Origin of the sequence: Methylobacterium sp. UNCCL125, assembly GCF_900116795.1 — a bacterium.
Classification (GTDB): domain Bacteria; phylum Pseudomonadota; class Alphaproteobacteria; order Rhizobiales; family Beijerinckiaceae; genus Methylobacterium; species Methylobacterium fujisawaense.
In genome coordinates, this window is record NZ_FPBW01000020.1 from 123,652 (window position 1) to 146,432 (window position 22,781).

Sequence of the window (22,781 nt, forward strand, 5' to 3'; positions counted from 1 at the left end):
TTCTACGGATGTCAGACGGCGATGTGACGGGTGAGGGCTTCGGGGTTCAGCACCTTCGGATCGCCGCGCTCGACGACGCTGCCGCGGGACAAGACCACCACGGAATCGGCGACCCGGAGGGCGAAATCGAGATACTGCTCCACGAGCAGCACGGTGATCCGGCCCTTGAGCCCGGCAATCACCGCCTCGATCGCGGCGACGATCGAGGGCTGGATGCCCTCGGTCGGCTCGTCGAGGAGGAGCGCGCGAGGCCGGGTGGCGAGCGCCCGGGCGATGGCGAGCTGCTGCTGCTGGCCGCCCGAGAGGTTGCCGCCCGGACGGTGCCAGAGGCCGCGCAGCGCCGGGAACAGGGCGACCGCCTCGTCAATTGCGTCGGTCCGCTCCAGCCCGTGGGCCCGGGCCGCCACCCGCAGATTCTCGGCGACGGTCAGGTCGGGAAAGATCTCGCGCCCCTGCGGCACGTAGGCGAGGCCCGAGCGGGCGCGCCGGTCGGGCGACAGGCGCGTCAGCTCGGTCCCGTCGAGGGCGATCCGGCCGCGGCTTTCCGGGATCAGGCCGGTGAGGCAGCGCAGCAGCGTAGTCTTGCCGGCGCCGTTGCGGCCGAGCACGGCGAGGCAGGCGCCCGGCTCGACGTCGAGGCCGATCCCGCGCAGCACCTGCGCGCTGCCGTAATGCTGGTCGAGCCCCTCGACGGCGAGGCGTGCGGGCGGAGATGCACACGCTTGCGTCATCGGCCGAGGAACACCTCGATCACCCGGGCGTCGTGGCGGGCACCTGCCATGCTGCCCTCGTAGAGGGTCCGGCCCTCGTGCAGCACCGTCACCCGGTCGGCGATGGCCTCGACGAAGCCCATGTCGTGCTCGATCACCAGGATCGCCCGGTCCGGCCGGCGCAGGCTCCGGATCAGCGCGGCGGTCTGGGCGGTCTCGGCGTCGGAGAGCCCGGCCACGGGCTCGTCGAGCAGGAGCAGCGCCGGCTCGGCGGCGAGCACCATGCCGATCTCCAGCCACTGCTTCTCGCCGTGGGCGAGGCGGCCGGCCGGCACCGCGGCGCGGGGTCCGAGGCCGATCTCGCCGAGGACGGAGGCGATGCGGGCGGGCCGCTCGCGGGCGGGGAGCGCGGGCCCGCAGCCGATCTCCAGGTTCTCGTGCACGGTGAGCGCGGGGAAGACGCTAGGCTTCTGGAACTTGCGCCGCACGCCGGCCTTCGCGATCTCGGCCTCGGAGCGCTGGGTGAGATCGACGAGATCGCCGAGCATCACCCGGCCGGAGACCGGCTTGGTGACGCCTGAGATCACGTCGAGCAGCGTGGTCTTGCCGGCGCCGTTCGGGCCGATCACCGCCCGCACCTCGCCGGGATCGACGGCGAGCGAGACGGCATCGAGCGCCGTGAACCGGCCGAAGGCGACGGTGAGGGCCTCGACCACGAGGGCGGTCATCGGGCGCCCCGCAGCCAGGTCGGGCGCGGGCGCCAGCCCACGAGGTCGAGGAGGCCGTTCGGCAGGACCAGCACCACGACGAGCACCAGCCCGGACAGGATGAACGGCCACGCCTCCGGCATCGCGGCGCTGAGCCAGAACTTCAGGCCGTTGACCAGGATCGCGCCGATCACCGCGCCGCCGAGCCGGCCCAGCCCGCCGATCGCCACCCAGACGGCGATCTCGATGGACAGGTCCGGCGCCAGCACCCGCGGGTTGATGATGCCGACCTGCGGCACGTACAGGATGCCGGCGAGCGCCGCGATCATGGCCGAGAGGCACCAGATCCCGAGCTTGAGCCGGGTGGTGCTGTAGCCCAGCGTGCGCAGGCGGGTCTCGTCGTCGCGGCAGGCGAGCATCCGCCGCCCGATCGCGCTGCCGACCAGGAGCCGCGCGCCGGCCAGCACCGCCGCCAGCGTCAGGAGGGCGGCGACGGCGAGCCCCGTGACGACGCCGGGGGAGCCCATCGGCCAGCCAAACAGCAGCGGAAAGCCGGTCATGCCGTTGTTGCCGCCGAGCCCGGTATCGTTGCGGTACATCAGCAGCATGGCGACGTAGACGAGCGCCTGGCTGATGATCGAGAAGTAGACGCCGTTCACCCGCGAGCGGAACGAGGCGAGCCCGAACACGAAGGCGACGAGGCCGGCGAGCGCCAGGGCGAGGACGAAGGCGTAGGCCGCGTTGTCGAGGCCGGCCCAGTAGGCCGGCAGGCTCTTCCAGCCCATGAACTGCACGAAGTCCGGCAGCACGCCGGTCACGGCCACGCCGTGGGCCAGCAGGTGCATGGCGCAGACATAGCCGCCGATGGCGAAGAACAGCCCGTGCCCCAGGCTGAGGATCCCGAGATAGCCCCAGACCAGATCCAGCGACACGGCGAGGATCGCGAAGGCGGCGAGCTGACCCACCGCGTTGACGAGATACGGGGCGGGCGGTGCCACGAAGAGCCCGACCGCGGCCGCGAGGCAGAGCCCGACGAGGCCGGCGACCAGGGGATCGCGCACGGCGCGGCGTCCCGGTCCGGCGGGGGCGGCGAGGGCGGTCTGCACGGCGCCGCTCATCGCCGCCGCCGCACGGCGAACAGCCCCTCGGGCCGGCGCTGCAGGAACAGGATGATGCCGACGAGCACGATCACCTTGGCGGCGACCGCGCCGGAGATCGGCTCGATCAGCACGTTGGCGCCGCCGACGCCGAGGGCCGCCACCAGGGTCCCGACGAGGCTGCCGACGCCGCCCAGCACCACGACCATGAAGCTGTCGACGATGAAGCCCGAGCACATGCCGGGGTTGACGCTGTAGATCGGGCAGAGCGCCACCCCGGCGAGGCCTGCGAGCCCCGAGCCCAGCCCGAAGGCGAGGCGGTCGACCCGGCGGGTCGGCAGGCCGAGGCAGGCCGCCATGTCGCGGTTCTGGGTGACGGCGCGGATGTCGAGCCCGAGCGGCGTGCGGCGCAGGATCAGGAGCGTCAGGACGAGGGTCGCCGCCGCGAAGCCGATGGCGAACAGCCGGTTCCAGGTCATGACGAAGTCGGCGTAGAGGGGAACGCCGCCGCTGACATAGGCCGGCATGACGAATTGCAGGTTCTGGGTGCCGACCGTCACGCGCACGAGGTTCACCAGGAACAGGCTCACCGCCCAGGTGGCCAGCAGGCTCATGAGCGGCCGTCGGTAGAGGTGGTGCAGGATCAGCGCCTCGACCGTGATCCCCACCAGGGCGACCGCCCCGAAGGCGACCGGGATGGCGGCGAGCAGGTAGAGGTCGAGCAGGCCGGGGGCGAGGCGGCGGAAGGCCTCCTGCACGCCGTAGGTGGCGTAGGCGCCGAGCATGATGAACTCGCCCTGGGCGAGGTTGATCACGCCCATCAGCCCGAAGATGATCGCGAGCCCGGCCGCCGCCATGAACAGGATGCTGGCGAAGCTCAGGCCGTTGTAGACGACCGCGAGCCCGTCGCCGATCGCCACCGCGCGGGTGACCTTGGCGAGCCCCGCATCCAGCGCCGCCCGGAAGGCCGGGTCGGAGGCGTAGGCCGGATCGCTCTTGAGCGCCGCGAGGCGCGCCTCAGCGGCCCCGGACGGGCTCGCGGCCACGGCGGCGATCGCCGCCCGGCGCCGGGCCGGATCGGGCGACGACAGGGCGGCCGCCTGGGCGAGGCCGGCGATGGTCGCCTTCAGCGTGGCATCGGTCTCCGCGTCCCGCGCCCGGTCGAGCACGGAAGCCGGAACGGTGGCGATGCGCCGCTCGAGCACCGCCAGCCCGGCGCTGCGGGCCGCCGGATCCGGGCCGGTCAGCAGGGCCACGGTGCCGCGCGCGGTCTCCACGGCTGCGCGCTGGCGTAGGCCGAGGACCGGCGCGCGCGCCTCGGCGGCCGGACGCGGCGCGCCGCTGACCGCATCGCGCCCCTCGGATGCGCCCGGGCGGTCGAGCAGGAGTGCGCCCTCCGCCGGGCAGGCGAGACGGCGCTCGGCCAGCGCGCCGAGGAGCCCGCCGGCATAGGCGAGGTCGTCGGCCGCCAGATCGCCGCCGGCTTGCACGAGACCCTCGGCCGCGCGGACCTGCGCGGCGCCGTCCCCGCACAGACCCGCCGCGAAGGCCGCCCGGTCGATTGGCGCGGCGGAGGCCGGAAACGTCAGCAGCGCCAGACAGCAGAGGGCCAGGAGCGCGCGGAGCCGATCAGCCATAGGGGCTGAACGGGACCGGCTTGGGGGCGTCCGGGGATTGCCAGAGGACGTCGAAGCCGCGCTTCTCGTTGACCGAGCCGATGAACACGCCGCGGGAGACGTAATTGTTCTCCCCCGTCATGGTCAGCGTGTAGCCCGACGGGTCGTCGAAGCTGAGCCCCGCGAAGGCCTTGCGCACCTCCGGCACCGCGAAGGAGCCGGCCTTGGCGGCGGCGAGCGCCCAGAGGTTGACGCTGTCATAGGCCGAGACCATCGGGTCGATCACCGTGTCGGCGCTGAACGGGACGTTCTTGGCCTTCACGTAGGCGGCCCAGTCGGCGAGGAACTTCTGATTCCGCTCGCCCTTGGCGGCCTGGAGATAGGCCCAGCAGTTCAGGTGGCCGACGAGCTTGGCGGTATCGAGCCCCTCAAGGTCCGCCTCCACCATGTCGAGGCCGAGAATCGGCACGTCGGTGGCGCTGATGCCCTGGTTGGCGAATTCGCGCAGGAAGTCGGGGATCGAGGAGCCCACGACGGTGAGCACCACGATCGCCTGGCCGCCCGGCTGGCTGGCGAAGCTGCGGACCTGATTCACCAGCGTCTGGAAGTTCGAGAAGCCGAACGGCACGTATTCCTCGCGCCACGCGCTCTCGGGAATACCCTTGCTCTTCCAGTAGCCCTTGAGCTGCTTGTTGATCGTGCGCGGCCAGACGTAGTCCGAGCCGATCATGAAGAACCGCTTCGCCCCGACCCCGTCCGGGCCCATCAGGTAATCGACCGCCGGCAGCACCGAGCTCGCGGGCGGCGAGTTCACGTAGACGACGTTCTTGGAGTTCTCGTCGCCCTCGAAGTGCAGCGGGTAGAACAGCAGCCCGTCATTCTGCTCGACCACCGGCAGCACCGACTTGCGCGACACGGAGGTCCAGCAGCCGAACAGGGCCGCGACCTTCTCCTGCTGGAGCATCTGCCGCCCGACCTGCGCGTAGAGCGGCCAGTCGGAGGCGGGATCGGAGGTCAGCACCTCGATCTGGCGGCCGTTGACGCCGCCGCGCCCGTTGATCGCGTCGGCGGCCATGCGGACCACGTGGTTCAGCCGGCCCTCAAGATTGGCCATCGTGCCCGAGGACGAGAACAGGCAGCCGAGCTTGACGGTGTCGGCGGCGAAGGCCGGCCGGATGAGGGCCGGGGCCGCAAGCAGCGCCGCCGTGCCCGAGATGCCTGTGCCCAAGACGCCGCGTCGCGTGAGATGCGTCATCGACCCCGAAGCTCCCATGGATGGACCTGGCGATTGTCGGCCGAGGTCCGGGGGACGGGAAGGTCAAAGAGGCTGCAGGCCGGCATGGGCCTTGCGCATATTGGCAGCATTTGTGCGCGCTGCGGGCGGTCCTGTGCCGAGAACGTCAAAATTCTCGTATCGGGTGTCGAACTGGTGTCGCCCGTAGTGCGTCGACGGGATGCCTGCATCCAGCGACCGCATCAATCGGAAGCCGTGTCCGACCGCGCGCGGACGGACGCGCCGGTCGGGGTGCCCTCGCCGGACGCGGCGCGGACCGGCGAGCGTGCCGGCGAAGCCGTGGGCTGCCGGGTGGCCGGATCTCCGCGACGCCGGCACGAAAGTGGCAGGATGGCGCCGTCGCGGTCCGCCCCGGGCCCGCGCACCGGGAGCGGCGGGATGGACACGGTATCGGCGATCGGCACGGCGGTCCGCGCGCAGCGCGGCCGGGTGGCGGCTTTGTTCGACGACCTCGCCCGGTGCGGCCGGACCGATCCCGGGTTCACGCGGGCCTCCTACAGTCCGGAGGAGAGTGCGGCGCACGGGGTGGTGACGCGCAGCGCCGCCGCTCTCGGCCTCGCGATCGGGCGGGATGCGGCCGCCAACACCACCCTGACGCTGCCGGGGCGGGACCGGAGCCTGCCGCCGATCCTGATCGGCTCCCACCTCGACACCGTGGCCCACGGCGGCAATTTCGACGGCGCCGCCGGGGTGGTGGCCGGCCTCGCCGCCGTCGCGGCGCTCCGCGAGCTGGGGCTGACCCCGGCGCGCGACATCACCGTCATGGGCATCCGCGCCGAGGAGAGCGTCTGGTTCCAGGTGTCCTACATCGGCAGCCGGGCGGCCCTCGGAACCCTGCCGGACGGGGCGCTCGACGCCGCCCGGATCGACAGCGGCCTCAGCCTCGCCGCGCACATCGCCCGGGAGGGCGGCGACCCGGAGGCGCTGCGCAGCGGCCCGCCCGCCCTCGACGCCGCCGCGATCCACGCCTTCCTGGAGGTGCATATCGAGCAGGCGCCGAGCCTGGAGGAGGCCGGGATCCCGGTGGGCCTCTGCACGGGGATCCCCGGCAACGTCCGCTACCCCGACGTCCGGATCCTTGGGCGCTACGACCATGTCGGAACGCCCCGCCGCTTCCGCCGCGATGCAGCCATGGCGGGCGCCGAGATCGCCCTAGCCCTCGACCGGGTCTGGGCGGAGCGCGAGGCGGCCGGCTGCCCGATGGCCGTCACCTTCGGCCGGTTCCACACCGATGCCGCGGCCCACGGCCTGACCACCGTCCCCGGCGAGTTCCGGTTCAGCCTCGACATGCGGGCCTACGCGGCCGAGGTGCTGTCGGCCTTGGAGGCCGCATTCCTGGCCGCCGTGACGGACGTGTCGGAGCGCCGCGGTGTCACGGTGGCCCTTGGGCCCCGCGCCGAGGCGGGCGTCGGCGCGGTTTCGCCCCGGATCCGCGACGGGCTCGCGGCGGCCGCGGACGCGCTCGGCATCGCCACCCGGCCCCTCGGCAGCCCGGCCTCGCACGACGCCGCCGCCTTCGCCAAGGCCGGCGTGCCGATGGCCATGCTGTTCGTGCGCAACGCCAACGGCAGCCACAACCCCGACGAGGCCATGGCGATCGACGACCTTCTCGACGCCGTCGCGATCCTCACCACCTGGCTGGCGGCGGAGACCTGCGCCGGCTGAGGGCGGGCCTCATCATGCGGCGAATCGCGCGAGGCCGCCGACGGGCGTGCCGACCACCGCGTCGTCGCGCATCACGAGGTGGCCGCGCACGAGCGTGGCGACGGGCCAGCCGGTGACCTCGGTGCCGGCGAAGGGCGTCCAGCCGCAGGGCGAGACGATCCAGGATTCCTCGATCCTGCGGCGCGCCTTCAGGTCCACGAGGGTGAAGTCGGCGTCGTAGCCGGCGGCGATCCGGCCCTTGCCGCGGAGCCCGTAGACGCGGGCCGGCCCGGCCGCCATCAGGTCGACGAGGCGGGCGAGCGGCAGGCGCCCGGCCGCGACGTGGTCGAGCATGATCGGCACCAGGGTCTGGACCCCGGTGAGGCCGGCCGGGCAATCCGGCCAGGGCCGTTCCTTGGCGGCCCGCGCATGGGGCGCGTGATCGCTGCCGATCGTGTCGACGGTCCCGTCGCGCACGGCCGCCCAGGCGGCCGCCCGGTGGCGCTCGTCGCGGATCGGCGGGTTCATGACGCCGAAGCCACCGAGGGTGTCGTAGCAGTCCGGGGCCACCTGCGTGAGGTGATTGACCAGCACCTCCACGGTGGCGACGTCGCGGAAATCGCGCAGGTAGGCGAGTTCCTCGGCGGTGGAGACGTGCAGGATATGGGTCGCCCGGCCGGTCTTCCGCGCCAGCGCCATGAGGCGGCGCGTGCCCAGGAAGGCGCATTCCGGGTCGCGCCATTCCATGTGGGTCCGGTACGGCTGGCCCCGGCTGAACAGCGGCTTGCGGGCCTGGAGCCGGTCCTCGTCCTCGCTGTGGAAGGCCATGCGCCGGTGGCCGGCGCGCATGGCGCGTTCGAGATGCGCGTCGTCCTCGATCATCAGCGCCGCCGTGGAGCTGCCGGCGAAGACCTTGACGGCGCAGACGCCCGGCGCGCGCTCCAGCGCGGCGAGCGCGTCGATATTGGCCTTCGTGCCGGCCACGTAGAGGCCGATGTCGCACCAGCTCCGGCCCGCAACGTAGTCGCGCTTCCACGCGAGGCGCTCGGTATCGGCGATCGGCGGGACGGTGTTGGGCATGTCGAACAGGGTGGCGATCCCGCCCAGCACCGCGGCCCGCGTGCCGGTCTCGATCGTCTCCACCGCCGGGTCGCCGGGGTCGCGCAGGTGGACGTGGCTGTCGATCAGGCCGGGCAGGACGTGCAGGCCTGCCGCGTCGATCACCGCCTCCGCGGTCGCGCCGGCCGGGGTCGCGAGGGCCGCGATGCGCCCGTCGCGGATGCCGAGATCGATCGCCTCGGTGCCCCAGGGCGTCACGCAGGTGCCGCCGCGGATCAGCAGGTCGTAGTGCATCGCCGGTGTCTCCCTACAGGTCCGCCCGGAGCAGGACCGCCCCGAGGGCCGCCGCCACCGCCTGCTGGCAGGGCTCGACGACCGGACACCCGACCGCCCGCTCGACGGCGGCCCGGTGCGGGGCCATGCCGGCGCAGCCGAGCACGATGACGTCGGCTCCGTCGCGCGCGATCAGGGTCCGGGCCGCCGCGATCAGGCGGTCGCGGATCGCCTCCCCCGCCGTCTCGTCGGCCCGGGCCTCCACCGGCCGGCTGCCGGCATAGCGTTCGCCGAGGCCCATCTGGCGGACCATCCGGCGCTGGCGCCGCACGCTGCCCTCCGAGAGGGCGACGATGCCGAAGCGCTCGCCGAGGGTGAGCGACCGGAGGAGGCCCCACTCGGCGATCCCCATCACGGGCCTGCCGCGGGCGACCTCGCGGGCCGTATGCAGGCCGGGGTCGCTGAAGCAGGCGATGACGAAGGCGTCCGCCGGATCCTCCGCGATGCGCCGGGCCAGCGGCATCACCACGGAATCCGCATCCTGCTGGGTCGCGATGCCCGCCGGCCCCTCGGGCAGATCCGTCACCGCGATGACGGGGCCGCCGGCCAGGCGCAGCGGCGTCAGCGCCGCGTCGATGGCGGCCGTCACCGCCCGGGAGGCGTTCGGGTTGATGACCAGGATGCGCGCGGGTCCGGTGGTGCCGCGATGATGCATGCCGCCTCCTGCGGAACCGACGCGCGGGCCTGCCGCTGACGACAGTGGCCCGCGCGATGCGAAACTCGGGCCGCGCTGCGCCGCGATGCCGGCCCGATCGGGCACCGATCTTGCCCGCCTCGTCGGCGCCAGAGAGAGGGTATCGATGTACGACGATGCTGCGGACAAGAGCGCCGGCGCCACCCTGGTGACGGGGGCACGGTGGGTCGTCGCCTGGGATCCCGACAGCGGCGGCCACGTTTACCGCACCGGCGCGGACGTGGTGTTCGAGGACGGCGTCCTGATCCATGTCGGTCCGGATTACGCAGGCCCCCCGCCGGCCCGGACCATCGACGCCTCCGGCTGCCTGGTCATGCCCGGCCTCGTGGACATCCACACCCACCTGTTCTCGGAGCCGATGAACAAGGGCATGTGGGACGAGGTCGGCAGCCAGCGGCTCTACAACACCTCGCTCTACGAGTACCTGCCGATCCTGCGGCCCGACGCGGAGGGCACCCGCGCCGCCTACGGGGTGGCGCTCGCCGAGTTGGCGCTCTCGGGCGTCACCACCGTTTGCGACCTCGCTTTGCCGAGCGACGGCTGGCTCGATCGCCTCGGCGCGTCGGGCCTGCGGGTCTGCATCGCCCCGATGTTCCGGTCGGGGCGATGGCTCACCCGGAACGGCCACAGCGTCGAGTACGAATGGGACGCGGCGGCGGGCCAGCGCGGCTTAGAGCAGGCGCTCGCCGAGATCGAGGCGGCGCAGCGCCACCCGAGCGGACGCCTCTCCGGCATGCTCTGCCCGGCCCAGGTCGACACCTGTACGGCGGAGCTGATGCGCGACGCCCATGCCGAGGCGGTCCGGCGCGACCTGCGGTTCCACACCCATGCGGCGCAGTCCCTGTCGGAATTCCACGAGATCACCCGCCGCACCGGGATGACGCCGATCGAGTGGCTCGACGATCTCGGCGTGCTCACGGAGCGCACGATCGTGGGCCACGGGATCTTCCTCGACGACCATCCCTGGACCCACTGGCACAGCCCGGGCTCGGACATGCGCCGCCTGGCCGAGCGCGGCGCCACGGTCGCCCATTGCCCGACGGTCTTCGCCCGCCGCGGCATCGCGCTCCACCATTTCGGCCGCTACCGCCAGGCCGGGGTGAACATGGGCATCGGCACGGACGTCTACCCGCACAACATGCTCGACGAGATGCGCCTCGTCGCGTACCTCGCCCGGGTCGTCGCCGAGAATCCCCGCGATACCCGCGCGGCGGACGTGTTCCACGCCGCCACTGTGGGCGGCGCAAGGGCGCTCGGGCGCGACGACATCGGCCGGCTCGCGCCGGGCTGCAAGGCCGACTTCGTCCTCGTCGACTGCGCGCATCCGGCCATGCGGCCGTGCCGCGATCCCGTGCAGTCGCTGATCTACTCGGCCGGCGACCGCGCGGTCCGGCAGGTCTTTGTCGGCGGCCGCGAGATCGTGCGCGACGGCCGCGCCCTGACGGTCGACTACGCGGCGGCCGCGGCGGCGCTGGAGGAGGCGCAGGGCCGTGCGCTGGCGCAGATCCGGCAGCTCGACTGGGCCGGGCGCGGCCCCGACGCCATCGCGCCGCCGACCTTCCCGGGGCTGTGAGGCCCCGGCGCCGTGATCCTCAGGCGGGCCGGACGTTCCAGAAGGTCGGAAACCCGTCGAGGATCCCAGTGAGGCGGGAGCGGTATGCGGTCGGCTGCAGGTACTGCCCGAGGGGGTAGTAGGGCACGTCCTCCATCGCCTGGAGCTGGATGTCCCGGCACAGGGCGGCGCGGGCCGCCTCGTCCGGAGCCGTGAACCACGCGTCCCGCAGGGTCTCGATCCGCGGGGTCGTGGCCCAGCCGGCATAACCGCTCTCGCCGGTGCCGCGCAGGGCGATGTAGCCGGCGGGGTTGAGCCAATCCATGCCGGACCAGTTGGTGACGAAGGCGCTCCAGCCGCCCTCGGAGACCGGCCCCTTGCGGTTGCGCCGCTGCAGCATCGCGTTGAACTCGACCGCGTAGACCTCGACATTCATGCCGACGCGCTGGAGCAGGTCGGCCGCGACCTGGCCGAGCGCCAGAAGCGGGGCCGAGTTCGACGGCACCATCAGCAGCACGGTCTCGCCGGCGTAGCCGGCCGCTTTAAGGTCGGCCCGCACCTTGGCCGGATCCCGCGGTGTGGTGAGCGGCCCGAGCCCGTCCGTCGAGGCCATCGGCGTGTCCGGGCAGAAGAAGCCGAGGGGCACGTGGAACAGGCTGGGATCGTCGGCGCCCACCACGCCCTGCATGCAGGACGTCTGGTCGATCGCCCCCCAGAGCGCCCGCCGGATCGCCGGGTTGTTGAAGGGTGGCTGCAGGTGATTGACCCGCAGCATCGTCACGAAGCCGGTCGAGTCGAGGACGCGGGTGGTGACGCCCTTGGCGGCCTTCAGCAGACCGAGCTGGTCGTGCGAGGCGTATTCCTGCCAATCCGCCTCGCCGGCGACCAGCGCCGAGGTGGCCGTGGATGTGTCGCCGATGACGCGCCACTCCACCCGGTCGTAGTGGACGATTTTCGGACCGGAGGTCCAGGTGGGTGTGCCGTCCGTGCGGGGCACGTAGCCCTCGAAGCGGGTGTAAACCGTGCGGTCGCCGGGCACGCGCTCGTCCGCCTTGAAGCGGAACGGACCCGAGCCGATGAGTTCCGGCACCTGCTGGAACGGGTCGGTGACGGCGAGGCGCTCCGGCATCATCGCGCAGACCGGCACCGAGGCCTTGCCCAGCGCGATCGGCAGGAGCGGGAAGGGGCGCTTGAGGCGGAACCGGATCGTCCGGTCGTCGGGCGCCGACAGCTCGTCGGTCGCCTCCATCAGGGAGCCGCCGAACGGGTCGCGCTTGGCCCAGCGCCGCAGGGAGGCGACGCAGTCGCGGGCCAGCACGGGGGTCCCGTCGTGGAAGCGCAGGCCCTCGCGCAAGGTCAGGTCCCAGCGGCGCCCGTCCTCCTCGATCCGGTGGCCCTCGACCATCTGCGGCGTGGCGCGGAAGGCGCCGTCCATGCCGTAGAGCGTGTCGAAGACCATGTAGCCGTGGTTGCGGGTGATGTACGCGAAGGTCGTCACCGGATCGAGCGTGACGAGATCCTGCTGCGGGATGAAGCGCAGGGTTGTTGTGGCCTCCGCGCGGACCCGGGATGGTGCCGCGACTGCGCTCGCCACGACGGCTCCGGCTCCCTGCAACAGCGTACGCCGCTTCATCGGACAAGTCCCACTCTGCGCGGGCGGTGATTGGACGACCGCTCGCGGTGGTCCGGTACGATCACCGAACCTGGCAACCCGCAGGCTTGCAGGAACGAGGCCGCGGTCCGTCGGGTTCGGACCCGTCGCGGGGGCCACTCTGCCGGCAGGCTGGCACTGTGGAGGAGGGCGGCCTCCCGTTTTTCGGCTGCTCAAGCTCGGATGGCAGAAGCGGCTCGACCACCGCCCAGAGGTCGTCGGATACGAGCGCGTCCGTACCTGCATAACCTGCTCAGTGCGGATTTGTCCGGCGTTCTCAGGCCTCCGCGCCTGTCCGATCGCGCCCGCTCATGAGGCATTGTCGAAGCTAGCTCGATAACCGAATTGCGCGCGAAGCAGTCAATCGAGGGTCAAGCTCGGGCGGCTGCTTGGTGCCCAATGCAGCCATCTGATCGCGTCACCGCCGAACTTAAAAGCGGACTCGCCCCGAAGCGCCCGTCCGGCAAAGCCAGCGGCGGTCGCTCACTCGTTGCAGGCAAGGCGATTCAGCTCGTGGCGCTGCATCTTCTCGTTCAGGGCATGTCCGAGACGGTAGCCTTCATCACGAGCGGCCCGTGCCGGGGCTGAGGCGCCCCGGTCAATGAGCCGGGGTCGCACTGCGAGGGATCAGAGGGCGAGCGTCAGGGTCCCGCTGGCGCGGGAGACGCAGGGCATCAGGTGATCTCGGCGTCTGGCCTGGGGCAGCACGACGTCGCGGTGGATCACGTCGCCTTCCCGGTAGCCGCATTCGCAGGCGCCGCACACGCCGATCTCGCAGGACGAGGGCATGTTGACCCCGTTCTGGCGCAGGACCTCCAAGAGCGAGGTCTCGGCGGGGACATGCAGGGTCGCGCCGGTCGAGGCGATCTGCACGTCGAAGGGTTCGGGCACGAAGCCCTCGACGACCAGAGGCGCGAAATGCTCGACATGCACCTGATCCGCCGGCCAGCCCAGCGCCTGCACGGCCGCCGTCAGGCTCTGGGGTCCGCAGGCGTAGAGGTGGACGCCGTCCTCCGGCGGCCCGAGCGTCGCGGGATCGAGCCGTTCGCCCTCCGCGGAGAACCAGCAGCGCAGGCGCTCGCCGCAGACCGCGCGCAGCTCCTCCAGCAGGGGAGCCTGCGCGGCCGAGCGCGCGCAGAGATGGAGCGTGAAGTTGCCCCCCGTCGCGGCCAGGTGCCGGGCCATGGCGGCGACGGGCGTCACGCCGATGCCGCCGCCGATGAGCACGTGGTGCCGCGCCCCGGCAGCCAGGGGGAAATGGTTGCGCGGGTGCGAGATGGGGACGCTCGCCCCGGCGCCGAGATGGGCGTGTGCCCAGGCCGAGCCGCCACGCCCGGCTTCCTCGCGCTTGATTGCCAGGACGTACCGGCTTCGGTCGGCGGGGTCGCCGCAGAGGGAGTACTGCCTCACCCGCTCGTCCGGCAGGCGCAGGTCGACATGGGCGCCGGGCTCCCATGCGGGCAACTGGGGGCGCCGCGGATGGACGAGGGTGAGGCGCACCACCTCCGGGGTGGTGGCGATGGCCTCCTCAACCGTCAGCTTCATGACGATGCGTGCGGACATCGCCTCACTCCACCAGGGTGATCGGATCGCCCGGCCGGATGATGCCGCCGCGCTCGATCCCACAGTTGAGCCCAGAGCGGTTGTAGAGCGGCAGGTAGACGGGGAGGCCGAGCAGTTCCTCAAGATACTTGCACGGGAAGTTCAGCCGCCCCCCGCGCAGGATCACCTCGCCCACCTGGAAACGACGTCCGACGAGGTGGTTGAGGGGTACGCCGCGCACCGTGAGATTGCGGCGGTGGTCGATGGGCGCCAAGTGGATCGGCCCCTCCTGAAGCGGTGGATCGTTGCGCGCGAGGGCGTCGAGGACTTCCTGCTCGATCAGCGTCATCTCGCGGGTGTCGGCCTTGGGCGAGTAGGTGCCGGTGCCGAGGCAATAGCGGTCGCCCTCGATGCCCCGGCCGGCGACGCAGCGGGCCACCGTCAGCTCCTCCATCTCGTAGCTCGCCGCAGGGGCGATGTGGATGTGGAGCAGGCTGCCCTGCCACCCGGTGGCGCCACCGGGTACGCCGTTGGCGACCGAACCGACCTTGTGGGCGAAGGCCTCGATATGGGGAGGGGACGAGGTCGTGCTCATCGTGCGGGTCCTGTCGCGAGGGCGATAGCCTCGACCTCGACCAGGGCGTCGCGCGGCAGGCGCGCCACCTCCACGGTGGAGCGCGCCGGGGCGGCTTCTGAAAAATGCTCCGCGTAGACGGCGTTCATCGCGGCGAAGTCGTTCATGTCCTTCAGGAACACGGTGGTCTTGGCCACGCTCGCAAGGCTGGCGCCGCCGGCTTCCAGCACCGCCGCGAGGTTGGCGAGCGAGCGGCGCGTCTGCGCCTCGATCCCCTCGGGAAACGCCCCCGTGGCCGGGTCGATCGGCAGCTGCCCCGAGGCGAAGACGAGGTCACCCACTCGGGTGGCCTGGGCATAGGGTCCCACCGCCGGCGCGGCGGCCTCCGTCACGATGATCGTTCGAGTCAAAGCCGCCCTCCTTTGAGGCATTCTCGCCTGTTTTTATTCCATTTTAGTGGAAAGATGTCCACTGCGTGATCGCGTCGCTTCGCTTCAGTGATGCGGCCGTTGCTGCGCTCAGTCGATGGGCTGCCGGGCCGTCTCCGGCGCCAGAAAGGTCGCCACGAGCGTCACGCAGGCGAGGACGATGAGGTAGGTCGAGATCGGCCACGTCGCCCCGCCGCTCCAGGCGAGGAGCGCGGCGGCGATCAGCGGGGTGAAGCCGCCGCTCAGGGCCGCGCCGACCTGGAACCCGAGGGAGGCGCCGCTGTAGCGCAGGCGGGCGTGGAACATCTCGGACATCCAGGCGGCCCCAGTCCCGAACATGATGCCCTGGCCGAAGCTGAGGGCGACCGCCACCGTCAGGGCGATGGTGGTCGGGTTGCGCGTGTCGAGGAGCTGGAACATCGGGAAGGCGAAGGCGATCGAGAACAGGCAGGCGGCCACGAACAGGGTCTTGCGGCCGTAGCGGTCCGACAGCCAGCCGAAGGCCGGGATGGTGAAGAGTTCGATCACCGCCGCGATCAGGATCCCGTTGAGGATCACGCCCCGCGACAGCCCGAGTTGCCCGGTGACGTAGGAGATCGAGAACACGGTCACCACGCTGACATAGGCGATCTCCGAGACCTTCAGGCCCACCGCCTTCAGGAACAGGCCCGGATGCTCGGTGAGGATCTCCATCACCGGCAACCGGGCCGTCGCCGCCCGCGCCTTGATCGCCCGGAAGGCCGGGGTCTCGTGCAGCCGCAGGCGGATGAACAGGCCGACGAGGACCAGCGGCGCGCTCGCCAGGAACGGCACCCGCCAGCCCCAGGACAGGAACGCCTCCTCCGGCAGGAGGCCGGTCAGGGCGAAGGCGCCGATCGAGAGGATCACCCCGATCGGGTAGCCGAGCTGGACGACGCTGCCGAAGAAGCCGCGCCGCTCCTGCGGCACGCTCTCCACCACCATCAGCACGGCGCCGCCCCATTCGCCGCCGATCCCGATGCCCTGGACCAGGCGCAGGGCGACGAGGAGGACCGGGGCCAGGATGCCGATCTGCCCATAGGTCGGCAGGCAGCCGATCAGGAATGTGCCGATCCCCATGATCATCAGGGTCAGGGCCAGCATGGCCTTGCGCCCGACCCGGTCGCCGAAATGGCCGAACACCGCCCCGCCGAGGGGCCGCGCCAGGAAGCCCACGGCGTAGGAGCCGAACGCGGCGATGGTCCCCACCACCGGATCGATGCTGGGGAAGAACAGCTTGTTGAACACCAGCGCGCTGGCCGTGCCGTAGATCAGGAAATCGTACCACTCGATGGTGGTGCCGATGACGCTCGACCAGACGATCTGGCGGCGGTCCGCAGGGGTCACGGGATCCTGCGCGGCCAGCAGGGTTCCATCCATCGGGAGGGCGGCGTCGACCATGTCGGTCATCCACTTTGAAAGAGGAATTTCCACTCAAGGCGATACAAGCCGCGTGCCATCCGGACGCGCCGGTCCGGCGGACACGGCCGCGCGGGTCGTGCTAAGTCCCTCGCACGAGCTTCCGGGAACGAGGGAGCGCTCTGGCCGGGGGACCAGGACGACGTGCCGATGACGGTCATGACAGAGGGGCGGCGCGAGCAGGCCGACGCCGAGGCCCGCTCGCAGCTCCAGGTGCTCGCCGGAGAGATCCGGCGGCGGCGCAAGGAGCGGGATTTCTCCCTGGAGGCGCTGAGCGCCCTGTCGGGGGTGAGCCGGTCGATGATCTCCAAGGTGGAGCGCGGCGAGGCGGTACCGTCGACGGCGGTGCTCTCCCGCCTCGCCGAGGCCCTGGACGTGACCTTCTCGCGCCTGATGTCGCCCGCCACCGACCGGGAGGTGCTGCTGATCCCCGCCGCCCGTCAGCCGGTGCTGCGCGACGAGGAAACGGGCTTCCTGCGCCGCTGCCTCTCGCCCGTCCTGCCGGGCCGGGGAATCGACATGGTGCTCAACACCCTGCCGCCGGGAGCAACGGCGGGGGAGTTCGTCGCTCACCGCAGGGGCGTCTCGGAATACATCTTCGTGCTGAAGGGGCGCCTGCGCGCCGTCATCGGCGAGCGGTCCCTCGTGGTCGAGGAGGGGGACAGCCTGTATTTCGAGGCCGATGCCGGGCACGCCTTCACCAATCTTGGGGCAGAGGCTTGCCAGTACTTCCTAGTCATCGACGCAACGCGGCTGCGGTGAGCGTCCCCTCCTACGCCGGATGAGAGTCGCCCCTAGAATAACCGCGTTGGAGAACCGCCGGCGGCAGCTTGGGCGGCCGGGTTGGATCGGTAGCAGTCCGTCCGCTTTTCCGGCGGACCTTCTTGAAAGCGGACCGACGGCTTTCGGCCAAGTCCAGCCCCGCTGGCGTGTGGCTCCGAATGACCGGATTGGGTGGAAAGCCGCAGGTCTGCTTCCGGTGCGAGAGACAGCAAAGCAGACGCTATCGAAGGGTTGACGTAGTTCGACAACGCTCGTCCTGCGTGGCGCTCCTGCGCGCAGCCCCTGTCTGGCCCGTGCGCGCAGGTCTAGTCGTTGTGTTTCAGCGAATACCGCCGCTGGCGGTGATGTTCTCGCCGGTAAGCCAGCGCGCGTCATCGGACGCGAGGAACGTCACGACGCCCGCGATGTCATCCGGGTGGCCGGCGCGGCCGAGAGGTGTCTGTGCGACCATCCCGGCTTCCATCTCCGAGCCGGAGATGCCGGCCGTGTGCGTGCCTTCGGTCACCACGTAGCCGGGGCTGACCACGTTCACGCGTATCTTGCGCGGGGCCAACTCATTGGCGAGGACGCCCGAGATCGCGTTCACCGCGCCCTTCGTGCCCGCGTAGACCGCCGCCGCCGGCGTATGCACGTGCGTGATCGCCGAAGAGATGTTCACGATGCTCGCGCCTTCGCCGAGATGCTTCACGGCCGCCCGGGTCGACAGCAGAATGCCGAGCACGTTGACGTCGAACTGGCGGCGATAGTGTTCCTCTGTGACCTCTTCGATCGCCGCGAACTCGTAGATGCCGGAGTTGTTGACCAGCACGTCGAGCCGCCCGAACTCCCGCACCGCCGCCTCGATCACACCCTGCGCCTCGGACGCTTTGGACACGTCGCCCTGGACCGCGATGGCCCTGCCGCCAGCCGAGGTTATGGCCGCCACGACGGCGTCAGCCCCGGCCCTGCTGGACGCGTAGTTCACCACCACAGCGGCGCCATCCTGGGCCAACGCTCTGGCGATCGCCGCACCGATGCCTTTGGATGCTCCGGTCACGACGGCGACCTTGCCCTCAAGCTTCGACATGTGTGCTATCTCCGACTGGGACCGGCTCCGGGATGGCAGCCTTAGACCCATAGTTCGGAACTTCGGAACTAATGGAGCGTCGTTCAAGTCCCCATATGGACGAAATATGAGACCCCTGTTTCACCCCGCTATCGATGACGTGCGTCCGGAGGCGATCCTGCACGCGCTCGCCGATCCGAGCCGCGCGGCCATCTTCGCCAAGATCATGCAGGCGGGCTGTGTCGAGGCCTGCTCGGCAGTCTCGGCAGTTGGGGACCGGGTCATCCCGAAATCCTCGCTGTCCAACCACTTCAAGGTTCTGCGCGAGGCCGGTTTGATCCGCAGCGAACGTCACGGCGTCGAAGTGCGCAACCATTCCCGCTGGATCGAGGTGGAGGCACGCTTTCCCGGTCTGCTGGCAGGGATCATCAATGCCTACGCTTCAGACCAGCGCCACGACTTGCGTGCTGCGGAGACACCCACACTCGATAAAGACGTGACCTAGGTCTGCATCCGAGAATGCTCCAATCCACCGACGGCGACCGACTTGGATCGGGTGCTTACCGGCTGCTCGGGGTGGGAAGCGGCATGACTGCTTCTGAGCGTGTTGATCGCAAAGCGGCCATCCTCACGCACTGCCAACGCGATGCGAGGATGGCCTGCCGTCGAGTTAGTGACCGCCGACAGCGAACGTCGCCCCAGGCTTGTCGTGGGTGCCAATGCGCTCGACCATGGTGGCTGTCGCCTCGTTCATGCCGACGACGTCAACCGTGATGCCATGGTGGCGAAGCTTCAGGACGACCCGGTCGAGGGCGTTGATGGCCGAGATGTCCCAGAAGTGCGCCGCCTGCAGGTCGATCACCACTCCTTTCAGTGCTTCCTCGCGAAAATCGAAGGCGGCGTGGAAGGCTTCCGCCGTGGCGAAGAATATCTGCCCAATCACCTGATAGGTCCGCACGTCGCGCTCGCTACGGGAGGACCGGACGGCGAAGAACTTTGTGACCTTGTGGGCGAAGAATAGCCCGCTCAAGATTACGCCGAACAGCACGCCCTTGGCGAGGTCGTGAGTAGCGATCACCACCGCGACGGTGCCGAGCATGACCACGCTCGACGCCTTCGGATGGGTGACCAGGGTGCGCAGAGACTTCCATTGAAAGGTGTTGATCGAGACCATGATCATCACGGCCACGAGCGATGCCATCGGAACCTGTGCCACGTAGGGCCCGAGCACCACGATGAGGAAGAGCAGGAACACGCCCGAGAACAACGTCGAGAGACGGCCGCGCCCACCGGAGGACACGTTGATGACCGACTGCCCGATCATGGCGCAGCCAGCCATGCCGCCAAAAAATCCGGAGGTGATGTTGGCCACGCCCTGACCGGCGCACTCACGGTTCTTGTTCGAGGTGGTGTCGGTCATCTCGTCGACGATCGCCGCCGTCATCAGGCTCTCCAGCAACCCGACCATGGTCAGTGTCAGGGCAGTCGGAAGGATGATCCCAAGAGTCTCGATGGTAAACGGCACCTGCGGCAGCGCAACCCAGGGCAAGTCGCTGGGGAGCGCGCCCATGTCGCCGACCTTGTGGATGCCGAGACCGAAGGACATCGAGATGGCGGTGAGCAGGACGATGGTGACCAGCGGGGCGGGCACGGCCTTGGTCAGGTACGGCAGCCCGTAGATGATGCCGAGGCCGATGGTGATCATGACGTAGACCGTGGTGCCTTGGCCGAGGAGCTCGGGCATCTGCGCCAGGAAGATCAGGATCGCCAAGGCGTTGACGAAACCGGTGACCACCGACCGAGAGACGAACCGCATCAGGTTGCCCAGGCGCAGGGCCCCGGCGACGATCTGCAGGAGCCCGGTGAGGATGGTGGCGGCGTACAGGTAGCCCACCCCGTGGGCCTTCACGAGCTCGACCATGAGCAGCGCCATGGCGCCGGTGGCGGCCGAAATCATCGCCGGCCGGCCACCGGCGAAGGCGGTGACCACGGCGATGCAGAAGGAGGCGTAGAGGCCGACCTTGGGGTCGACGCCTGCGATGATCGAGAAGGCGATGGCTTCTGGAATGAGGGCCAGGGCGACCACCGCGCCGGCCAATAATTCACGCGTGACCGTGTTCGGAACCCATTCGCTCCGGAGATGTGCGAAGTTCATGTTGGATAGGGACTTTCATCGTCCCGGCACGCGAAGCGTCTGCAACCCCGTGCGGGAGGCGCAAGACGGCAGGTCGGCCCCCGCGGGAGTCCGTGACACAGTCGCCGTCAATTGCGTGGTCCGGCGGATCGCCGGCCGGAAGAGCCACCCGGGCTTTCACCGGGTCCTGTCCTATACCGCCCTCGTACATCAGCAGGGTGGTGCGTTGCAATATCCCAACGATGTCCGGCGCGTCGCCTACCGCAGGATCGGCTTCGACGTCCCAGCATTTGCACGTCTGCTGACCGGGCCTGCTCAGGCGGCATTGGACGACTGGGTGGGGTCGATTGCGGGAGGGCCGCTCAGGGTGGCTTCCCGCCGGTCTGCTTTCAGAGCCAAGATCGGAGGAAGCTGCCGCTCGCCGCATGCAGATCCCCGAACCGACAGTAGGAGTGCTCCCAGGGGGCTTGATCGGTCGGCCACCATGTTGTACCGAACGGTACAACATGGTTCTGAAAGGTGATTCCGATGTCCCGGCCCCCGCTTCCCCCGTTCACTGAAGAGTCCGCGATCCAAAAGGTGCGCCTTGCTGAAGACGGCTGGAACACGCGCGATGCGGCCAAGGTCGCGACAGCGTATACGTCCGATACACGCTGGCGGAACCGTGTCGAATTTGCGAACAATCGGGAGGAGGCACAAGATTTCCTCACACGCAAGTGGAATAAAGAGCACGAATACAGGCTAATCAAGGAGCTTTGGGCCTTTACCGGCAACCGTATCGCTGTGCGCTATGCATATGAGTATCGTGACGACGGCGGACATTGGTTCCGCGCCTACGGAAATGAGAACTGGGAATTCGCTGAGGACGGATTGATGGCCCACCGCCATGCCAGCATCAACGAAATGCCGATCAACGAGACGGAGCGGAAATTCCGTTGGCCACTGGGCCGCAGACCCGACGATCATCCCTCGCTCAGCGACCTCGGCCTTTGAGCGCTAAGCGCGCCCCGACCGAGCGTGCCGATGCCGTCCCAGCACTAGCGGAAGCGTTCCGCGAGCACGGGTTCGAGGGCGCGAGCCTGTCGGTACTGTCGCAGGCGACCGGCCTCGGCAAAGGCAGCCTCTACAACTTCTTTCCGGGCGGGAAGGAAGAGATGATGGAGGCGGTTCTTGCCGACATAGACGCTTGGTTCGAGAAGGTGATTTTCTCGACGTTGGAGCATGCAAATAATCCGACGGCTGCCGTCACGTCCATGATCGAGGACGTGACGGTATACTTCCGATCCGGCAGAAGGGTATGTCTGGTCGGCTGCCTTGGTCTGAATGCCTCTGGAGCCGCTTTCGCGGTGCGAATAAGAAGTTATTTCGCCCGCTGGATATCTGCTCTCGCTCAGTGTTTAGAAACCGGTGGAGTTTCCAAATTACACGCCTCGAAACTCGCGGAGGAGGTGGTTTCGGGGATACAAGGCGCGATTGTGCTGGCGCGAGCCTTAGAGGACGACGCCGTCTTTCTCCGGGTTGTTCATCGACAGCACTCCATTTTACTCGAAGCAATAAGCAATCACAGAGCATAACGACAAGTAACGTTATCGAGCATGCGCCTTAAACTGTGCTACAGCCTCCGGAAAACAAAGGTGCGACGAAGCTGCTTGCATCCAAGTGTTCGGTTCCAGGACGCCACGAAGCAGTCTGGAACAGCCGGACTGGGTCGCTACCGGAACGGCGGTAGGGAGTGGTCTGGAGACGGTCTACTTCTACCGCAGATTGGGCCAATGTGCTGGTTCGGAGTCGGGAGCCGATCGACGACTTGCTCCGCCCGGGCGATAGAAGGCGCAGGGATTCTCCGAAGATGGTCCGGTCTGTGCTTGCCCCGGCTGGCCACCCGACCGTGCCGGTCCCTGTCGTCGCTGGGCGCGCGGACGGACGATGGGTTTGCCCCGATGGAAGGGCGGCGCCCCTTTTTTCCACCCCGGTTCCCCCATGCCCGAATGCCTCGTCTTCCGCGTGCCCGCGCAGCATCCCGCCGACGTCTCCGAGGTGATGGGCCTCGTCGCTTCCGGGGCGGTGGACGTGACCGAGATCGTCGCGATCTTCGGCAAGACCGAGGGCAATGGCTGCGTGAATGACTTCACCCGGCAGCTTGCGGTGATGGCCCTGGAGACGGCGCTCGCCACCGCCCTCGGCTGCACGGCGGCGGAGGTCGGAGCGCGGATCGCCCTCGTCATGTCCGGCGGCACCGAAGGCGGGCTGTCGCCGCACTTCCTCGTCCTCGCCCGGCGTGACGGCCCCGCGGTGCCGGTGGGCAAGGCGCTCGCCATCGGCACGGCCTTCACCCAGGAGTTCCGGGCGGAGGAGATCGGCCGGATGGCGCAGGTCGAGGCGACTGCGGCGGCGGTCGGCCGGGCCATGGCAGAGGCGGGGCTCACCGATCCCGCCGACGTGCATTTCGTGCAGGTGAAGTGCCCGCTCCTGACGAGCGCT

General features: G+C 69.8%; 21 protein-coding genes and 1 other annotated feature. Of the genes, 7 read left to right on the top strand and 14 right to left on the bottom strand.

The genetic code is table 11. The annotated features are described in order from the left end of the window. Nucleotides 1–11: 11 nt before the first annotated feature. From urtE to BM396_RS20685, 5 genes are read right to left on the bottom strand one after another with little or no spacing between them, the layout of a single operon-like run. Nucleotides 12–731, bottom strand: a complete 720-nt coding sequence (urtE, locus tag BM396_RS20665; RefSeq protein ID WP_043385382.1) for an urea ABC transporter ATP-binding subunit UrtE — start codon at nucleotides 729–731, stop codon at nucleotides 12–14. Continuing rightward, nucleotides 728–1,438 (bottom strand): ATP-binding cassette domain-containing protein, encoded by a 711-nt coding sequence (locus BM396_RS20670; protein WP_043385379.1) that lies wholly within the window; start codon nucleotides 1,436–1,438, stop codon nucleotides 728–730. The genes urtE and BM396_RS20670 overlap by 4 nt, the downstream gene beginning before the upstream one ends. Further along, nucleotides 1,435–2,535, bottom strand: coding sequence for an urea ABC transporter permease subunit UrtC (gene urtC, locus BM396_RS20675; protein ID WP_170867492.1), 1,101 nt, complete (start codon nucleotides 2,533–2,535; stop codon nucleotides 1,435–1,437). The genes BM396_RS20670 and urtC overlap by 4 nt, the downstream gene beginning before the upstream one ends. Continuing rightward, the gene (gene urtB / locus BM396_RS20680) at nucleotides 2,532–4,151 is read right to left on the bottom strand and encodes an urea ABC transporter permease subunit UrtB (RefSeq protein WP_043385376.1); all 1,620 of its coding nucleotides are present in this window, start codon (nucleotides 4,149–4,151) and stop codon (nucleotides 2,532–2,534) included. Before urtB ends, urtC begins: the two co-directional genes overlap by 4 nt. Continuing rightward, on the bottom strand, nucleotides 4,144–5,385 hold the full coding sequence (locus BM396_RS20685) for a transporter substrate-binding protein (RefSeq protein WP_051976164.1): 1,242 nt from the start codon (nucleotides 5,383–5,385) through the stop codon (nucleotides 4,144–4,146). The genes urtB and BM396_RS20685 overlap by 8 nt, the downstream gene beginning before the upstream one ends. Nucleotides 5,386–5,802: 417 nt before the next feature. Here BM396_RS20685 and BM396_RS20690 point away from each other — a divergent pair, with 417 nt between their 5' ends. Beyond that, nucleotides 5,803–7,089: a hydantoinase/carbamoylase family amidase gene (locus BM396_RS20690; protein WP_043385490.1), complete on the top strand. Its 1,287-nt coding sequence runs from the start codon at nucleotides 5,803–5,805 to the stop codon at nucleotides 7,087–7,089. A gap of 12 nt (nucleotides 7,090–7,101) precedes the next feature. Here BM396_RS20690 and BM396_RS20695 read toward each other — a convergent pair whose 3' ends face one another. Both BM396_RS20695 and BM396_RS20700 read right to left on the bottom strand, forming a co-directional pair. Then, nucleotides 7,102–8,421, bottom strand: a complete 1,320-nt coding sequence (locus tag BM396_RS20695; RefSeq protein WP_043385373.1) for a dihydroorotase — start codon at nucleotides 8,419–8,421, stop codon at nucleotides 7,102–7,104. Between the two features lie 13 nt (nucleotides 8,422–8,434). Beyond that, nucleotides 8,435–9,115: an aspartate/glutamate racemase family protein gene (locus tag BM396_RS20700; RefSeq protein WP_043385371.1), complete on the bottom strand. Its 681-nt coding sequence runs from the start codon at nucleotides 9,113–9,115 to the stop codon at nucleotides 8,435–8,437. Between the two features lie 145 nt (nucleotides 9,116–9,260). Between BM396_RS20700 and BM396_RS20705 the strand changes: the two genes are divergently transcribed. After that, a complete protein-coding gene (locus BM396_RS20705; protein WP_043385367.1) occupies nucleotides 9,261–10,727 on the top strand; it encodes an amidohydrolase family protein in 1,467 nt (488 codons plus the stop codon). Nucleotides 10,728–10,746: 19 nt separating this feature from the next. On the opposite strand, the gene BM396_RS20710 is transcribed toward BM396_RS20705, so the two are convergent. The 5 genes from BM396_RS20710 to BM396_RS20730 form a co-directional block, all read right to left on the bottom strand. Then, nucleotides 10,747–12,339, bottom strand: coding sequence for an ABC transporter substrate-binding protein (locus BM396_RS20710; protein WP_043385364.1), 1,593 nt, complete (start codon nucleotides 12,337–12,339; stop codon nucleotides 10,747–10,749). 645 nt (nucleotides 12,340–12,984) lie between these two features. After that, nucleotides 12,985–13,920, bottom strand: coding sequence for a PDR/VanB family oxidoreductase (locus tag BM396_RS20715; protein ID WP_043385362.1), 936 nt, complete (start codon nucleotides 13,918–13,920; stop codon nucleotides 12,985–12,987). A 4-nt stretch (nucleotides 13,921–13,924) separates the two neighbouring features. Further along, complete coding sequence (locus BM396_RS20720) at nucleotides 13,925–14,494, bottom strand: MOSC domain-containing protein (protein ID WP_043385359.1); 570 nt, start codon at nucleotides 14,492–14,494, stop codon at nucleotides 13,925–13,927. Beyond that, nucleotides 14,491–14,883 carry a Rid family detoxifying hydrolase gene (locus BM396_RS20725; protein ID WP_043385356.1) on the bottom strand — a complete coding sequence of 131 codons (393 nt, stop codon included), beginning with the start codon at nucleotides 14,881–14,883 and terminating at the stop codon, nucleotides 14,491–14,493. Before BM396_RS20725 ends, BM396_RS20720 begins: the two co-directional genes overlap by 4 nt. 108 nt (nucleotides 14,884–14,991) lie before the next feature. Further along, nucleotides 14,992–16,299, bottom strand: a complete 1,308-nt coding sequence (locus BM396_RS20730) for an MFS transporter (protein WP_244538922.1) — start codon at nucleotides 16,297–16,299, stop codon at nucleotides 14,992–14,994. Nucleotides 16,300–16,488: 189 nt separating this feature from the next. Between BM396_RS20730 and BM396_RS20735 the strand changes: the two genes are divergently transcribed. Beyond that, nucleotides 16,489–17,100: a helix-turn-helix domain-containing protein gene (locus tag BM396_RS20735; protein WP_043385352.1), complete on the top strand. Its 612-nt coding sequence runs from the start codon at nucleotides 16,489–16,491 to the stop codon at nucleotides 17,098–17,100. Nucleotides 17,101–17,440: 340 nt separating this feature from the next. Here the strand turns inward: BM396_RS20735 and BM396_RS20740 are convergent, their stop codons facing one another. Continuing rightward, nucleotides 17,441–18,187 (bottom strand): glucose 1-dehydrogenase, encoded by a 747-nt coding sequence (locus tag BM396_RS20740; RefSeq protein ID WP_043346290.1) that lies wholly within the window; start codon nucleotides 18,185–18,187, stop codon nucleotides 17,441–17,443. 106 nt (nucleotides 18,188–18,293) lie between these two features. Between BM396_RS20740 and BM396_RS20745 the strand changes: the two genes are divergently transcribed. Next, nucleotides 18,294–18,671 carry an ArsR/SmtB family transcription factor gene (locus BM396_RS20745; RefSeq protein ID WP_043385350.1) on the top strand — a complete coding sequence of 126 codons (378 nt, stop codon included), beginning with the start codon at nucleotides 18,294–18,296 and terminating at the stop codon, nucleotides 18,669–18,671. A 165-nt stretch (nucleotides 18,672–18,836) separates the two neighbouring features. Here the strand turns inward: BM396_RS20745 and BM396_RS20750 are convergent, their stop codons facing one another. Further along, nucleotides 18,837–20,321, bottom strand: coding sequence for a SulP family inorganic anion transporter (locus BM396_RS20750; protein WP_091994935.1), 1,485 nt, complete (start codon nucleotides 20,319–20,321; stop codon nucleotides 18,837–18,839). Nucleotides 20,322–20,435: 114 nt separating this feature from the next. Next, nucleotides 20,436–20,491: a sequence feature (sul1 is cis-regulatory element that is thought to sense ions involved in sulfur or methionine metabolism; They are found in Alphaproteobacteria), on the bottom strand. Between the two features lie 337 nt (nucleotides 20,492–20,828). Here BM396_RS20750 and BM396_RS20755 point away from each other — a divergent pair. The 3 genes from BM396_RS20755 to BM396_RS20765 form a co-directional block, all read left to right on the top strand. Further along, nucleotides 20,829–21,293, top strand: a complete 465-nt coding sequence (locus BM396_RS20755) for a nuclear transport factor 2 family protein (protein WP_043385342.1) — start codon at nucleotides 20,829–20,831, stop codon at nucleotides 21,291–21,293. Next, nucleotides 21,290–21,874 carry a TetR/AcrR family transcriptional regulator gene (locus BM396_RS20760; protein WP_081948719.1) on the top strand — a complete coding sequence of 195 codons (585 nt, stop codon included), beginning with the start codon at nucleotides 21,290–21,292 and terminating at the stop codon, nucleotides 21,872–21,874. Before BM396_RS20755 ends, BM396_RS20760 begins: the two co-directional genes overlap by 4 nt. A gap of 406 nt (nucleotides 21,875–22,280) precedes the next feature. Then, nucleotides 22,281–22,781 (top strand): ring-opening amidohydrolase (locus BM396_RS20765; protein ID WP_139239526.1); only part of this gene is annotated, 501 nt, incomplete at its 3' end.

Coding starts and splice junctions, on each gene's coding strand:
- urtE (WP_043385382.1), bottom strand. CDS start 731: ATGACGCAAGCGTGTGCATCTCCGCCCGCACGCCTCGCCGTCGAGGGG.
- BM396_RS20670 (WP_043385379.1), bottom strand. CDS start 1,438: ATGACCGCCCTCGTGGTCGAGGCCCTCACCGTCGCCTTCGGCCGGTTC.
- urtC (WP_170867492.1), bottom strand. CDS start 2,535: ATGAGCGGCGCCGTGCAGACCGCCCTCGCCGCCCCCGCCGGACCGGGA.
- urtB (WP_043385376.1), bottom strand. CDS start 4,151: ATGGCTGATCGGCTCCGCGCGCTCCTGGCCCTCTGCTGTCTGGCGCTG.
- BM396_RS20685 (WP_051976164.1), bottom strand. CDS start 5,385: ATGACGCATCTCACGCGACGCGGCGTCTTGGGCACAGGCATCTCGGGC.
- BM396_RS20690 (WP_043385490.1), top strand. CDS start 5,803: ATGGACACGGTATCGGCGATCGGCACGGCGGTCCGCGCGCAGCGCGGC.
- BM396_RS20695 (WP_043385373.1), bottom strand. CDS start 8,421: ATGCACTACGACCTGCTGATCCGCGGCGGCACCTGCGTGACGCCCTGG.
- BM396_RS20700 (WP_043385371.1), bottom strand. CDS start 9,115: ATGCATCATCGCGGCACCACCGGACCCGCGCGCATCCTGGTCATCAAC.
- BM396_RS20705 (WP_043385367.1), top strand. CDS start 9,261: ATGTACGACGATGCTGCGGACAAGAGCGCCGGCGCCACCCTGGTGACG.
- BM396_RS20710 (WP_043385364.1), bottom strand. CDS start 12,339: ATGAAGCGGCGTACGCTGTTGCAGGGAGCCGGAGCCGTCGTGGCGAGC.
- BM396_RS20715 (WP_043385362.1), bottom strand. CDS start 13,920: ATGTCCGCACGCATCGTCATGAAGCTGACGGTTGAGGAGGCCATCGCC.
- BM396_RS20720 (WP_043385359.1), bottom strand. CDS start 14,494: ATGAGCACGACCTCGTCCCCTCCCCATATCGAGGCCTTCGCCCACAAG.
- BM396_RS20730 (WP_244538922.1), bottom strand. CDS start 16,299: ATGGATGGAACCCTGCTGGCCGCGCAGGATCCCGTGACCCCTGCGGAC.
- BM396_RS20735 (WP_043385352.1), top strand. CDS start 16,489: ATGACGGTCATGACAGAGGGGCGGCGCGAGCAGGCCGACGCCGAGGCC.
- BM396_RS20740 (WP_043346290.1), bottom strand. CDS start 18,187: ATGTCGAAGCTTGAGGGCAAGGTCGCCGTCGTGACCGGAGCATCCAAA.
- BM396_RS20745 (WP_043385350.1), top strand. CDS start 18,294: ATGAGACCCCTGTTTCACCCCGCTATCGATGACGTGCGTCCGGAGGCG.
- BM396_RS20750 (WP_091994935.1), bottom strand. CDS start 20,321: ATGAACTTCGCACATCTCCGGAGCGAATGGGTTCCGAACACGGTCACG.
- BM396_RS20755 (WP_043385342.1), top strand. CDS start 20,829: ATGTCCCGGCCCCCGCTTCCCCCGTTCACTGAAGAGTCCGCGATCCAA.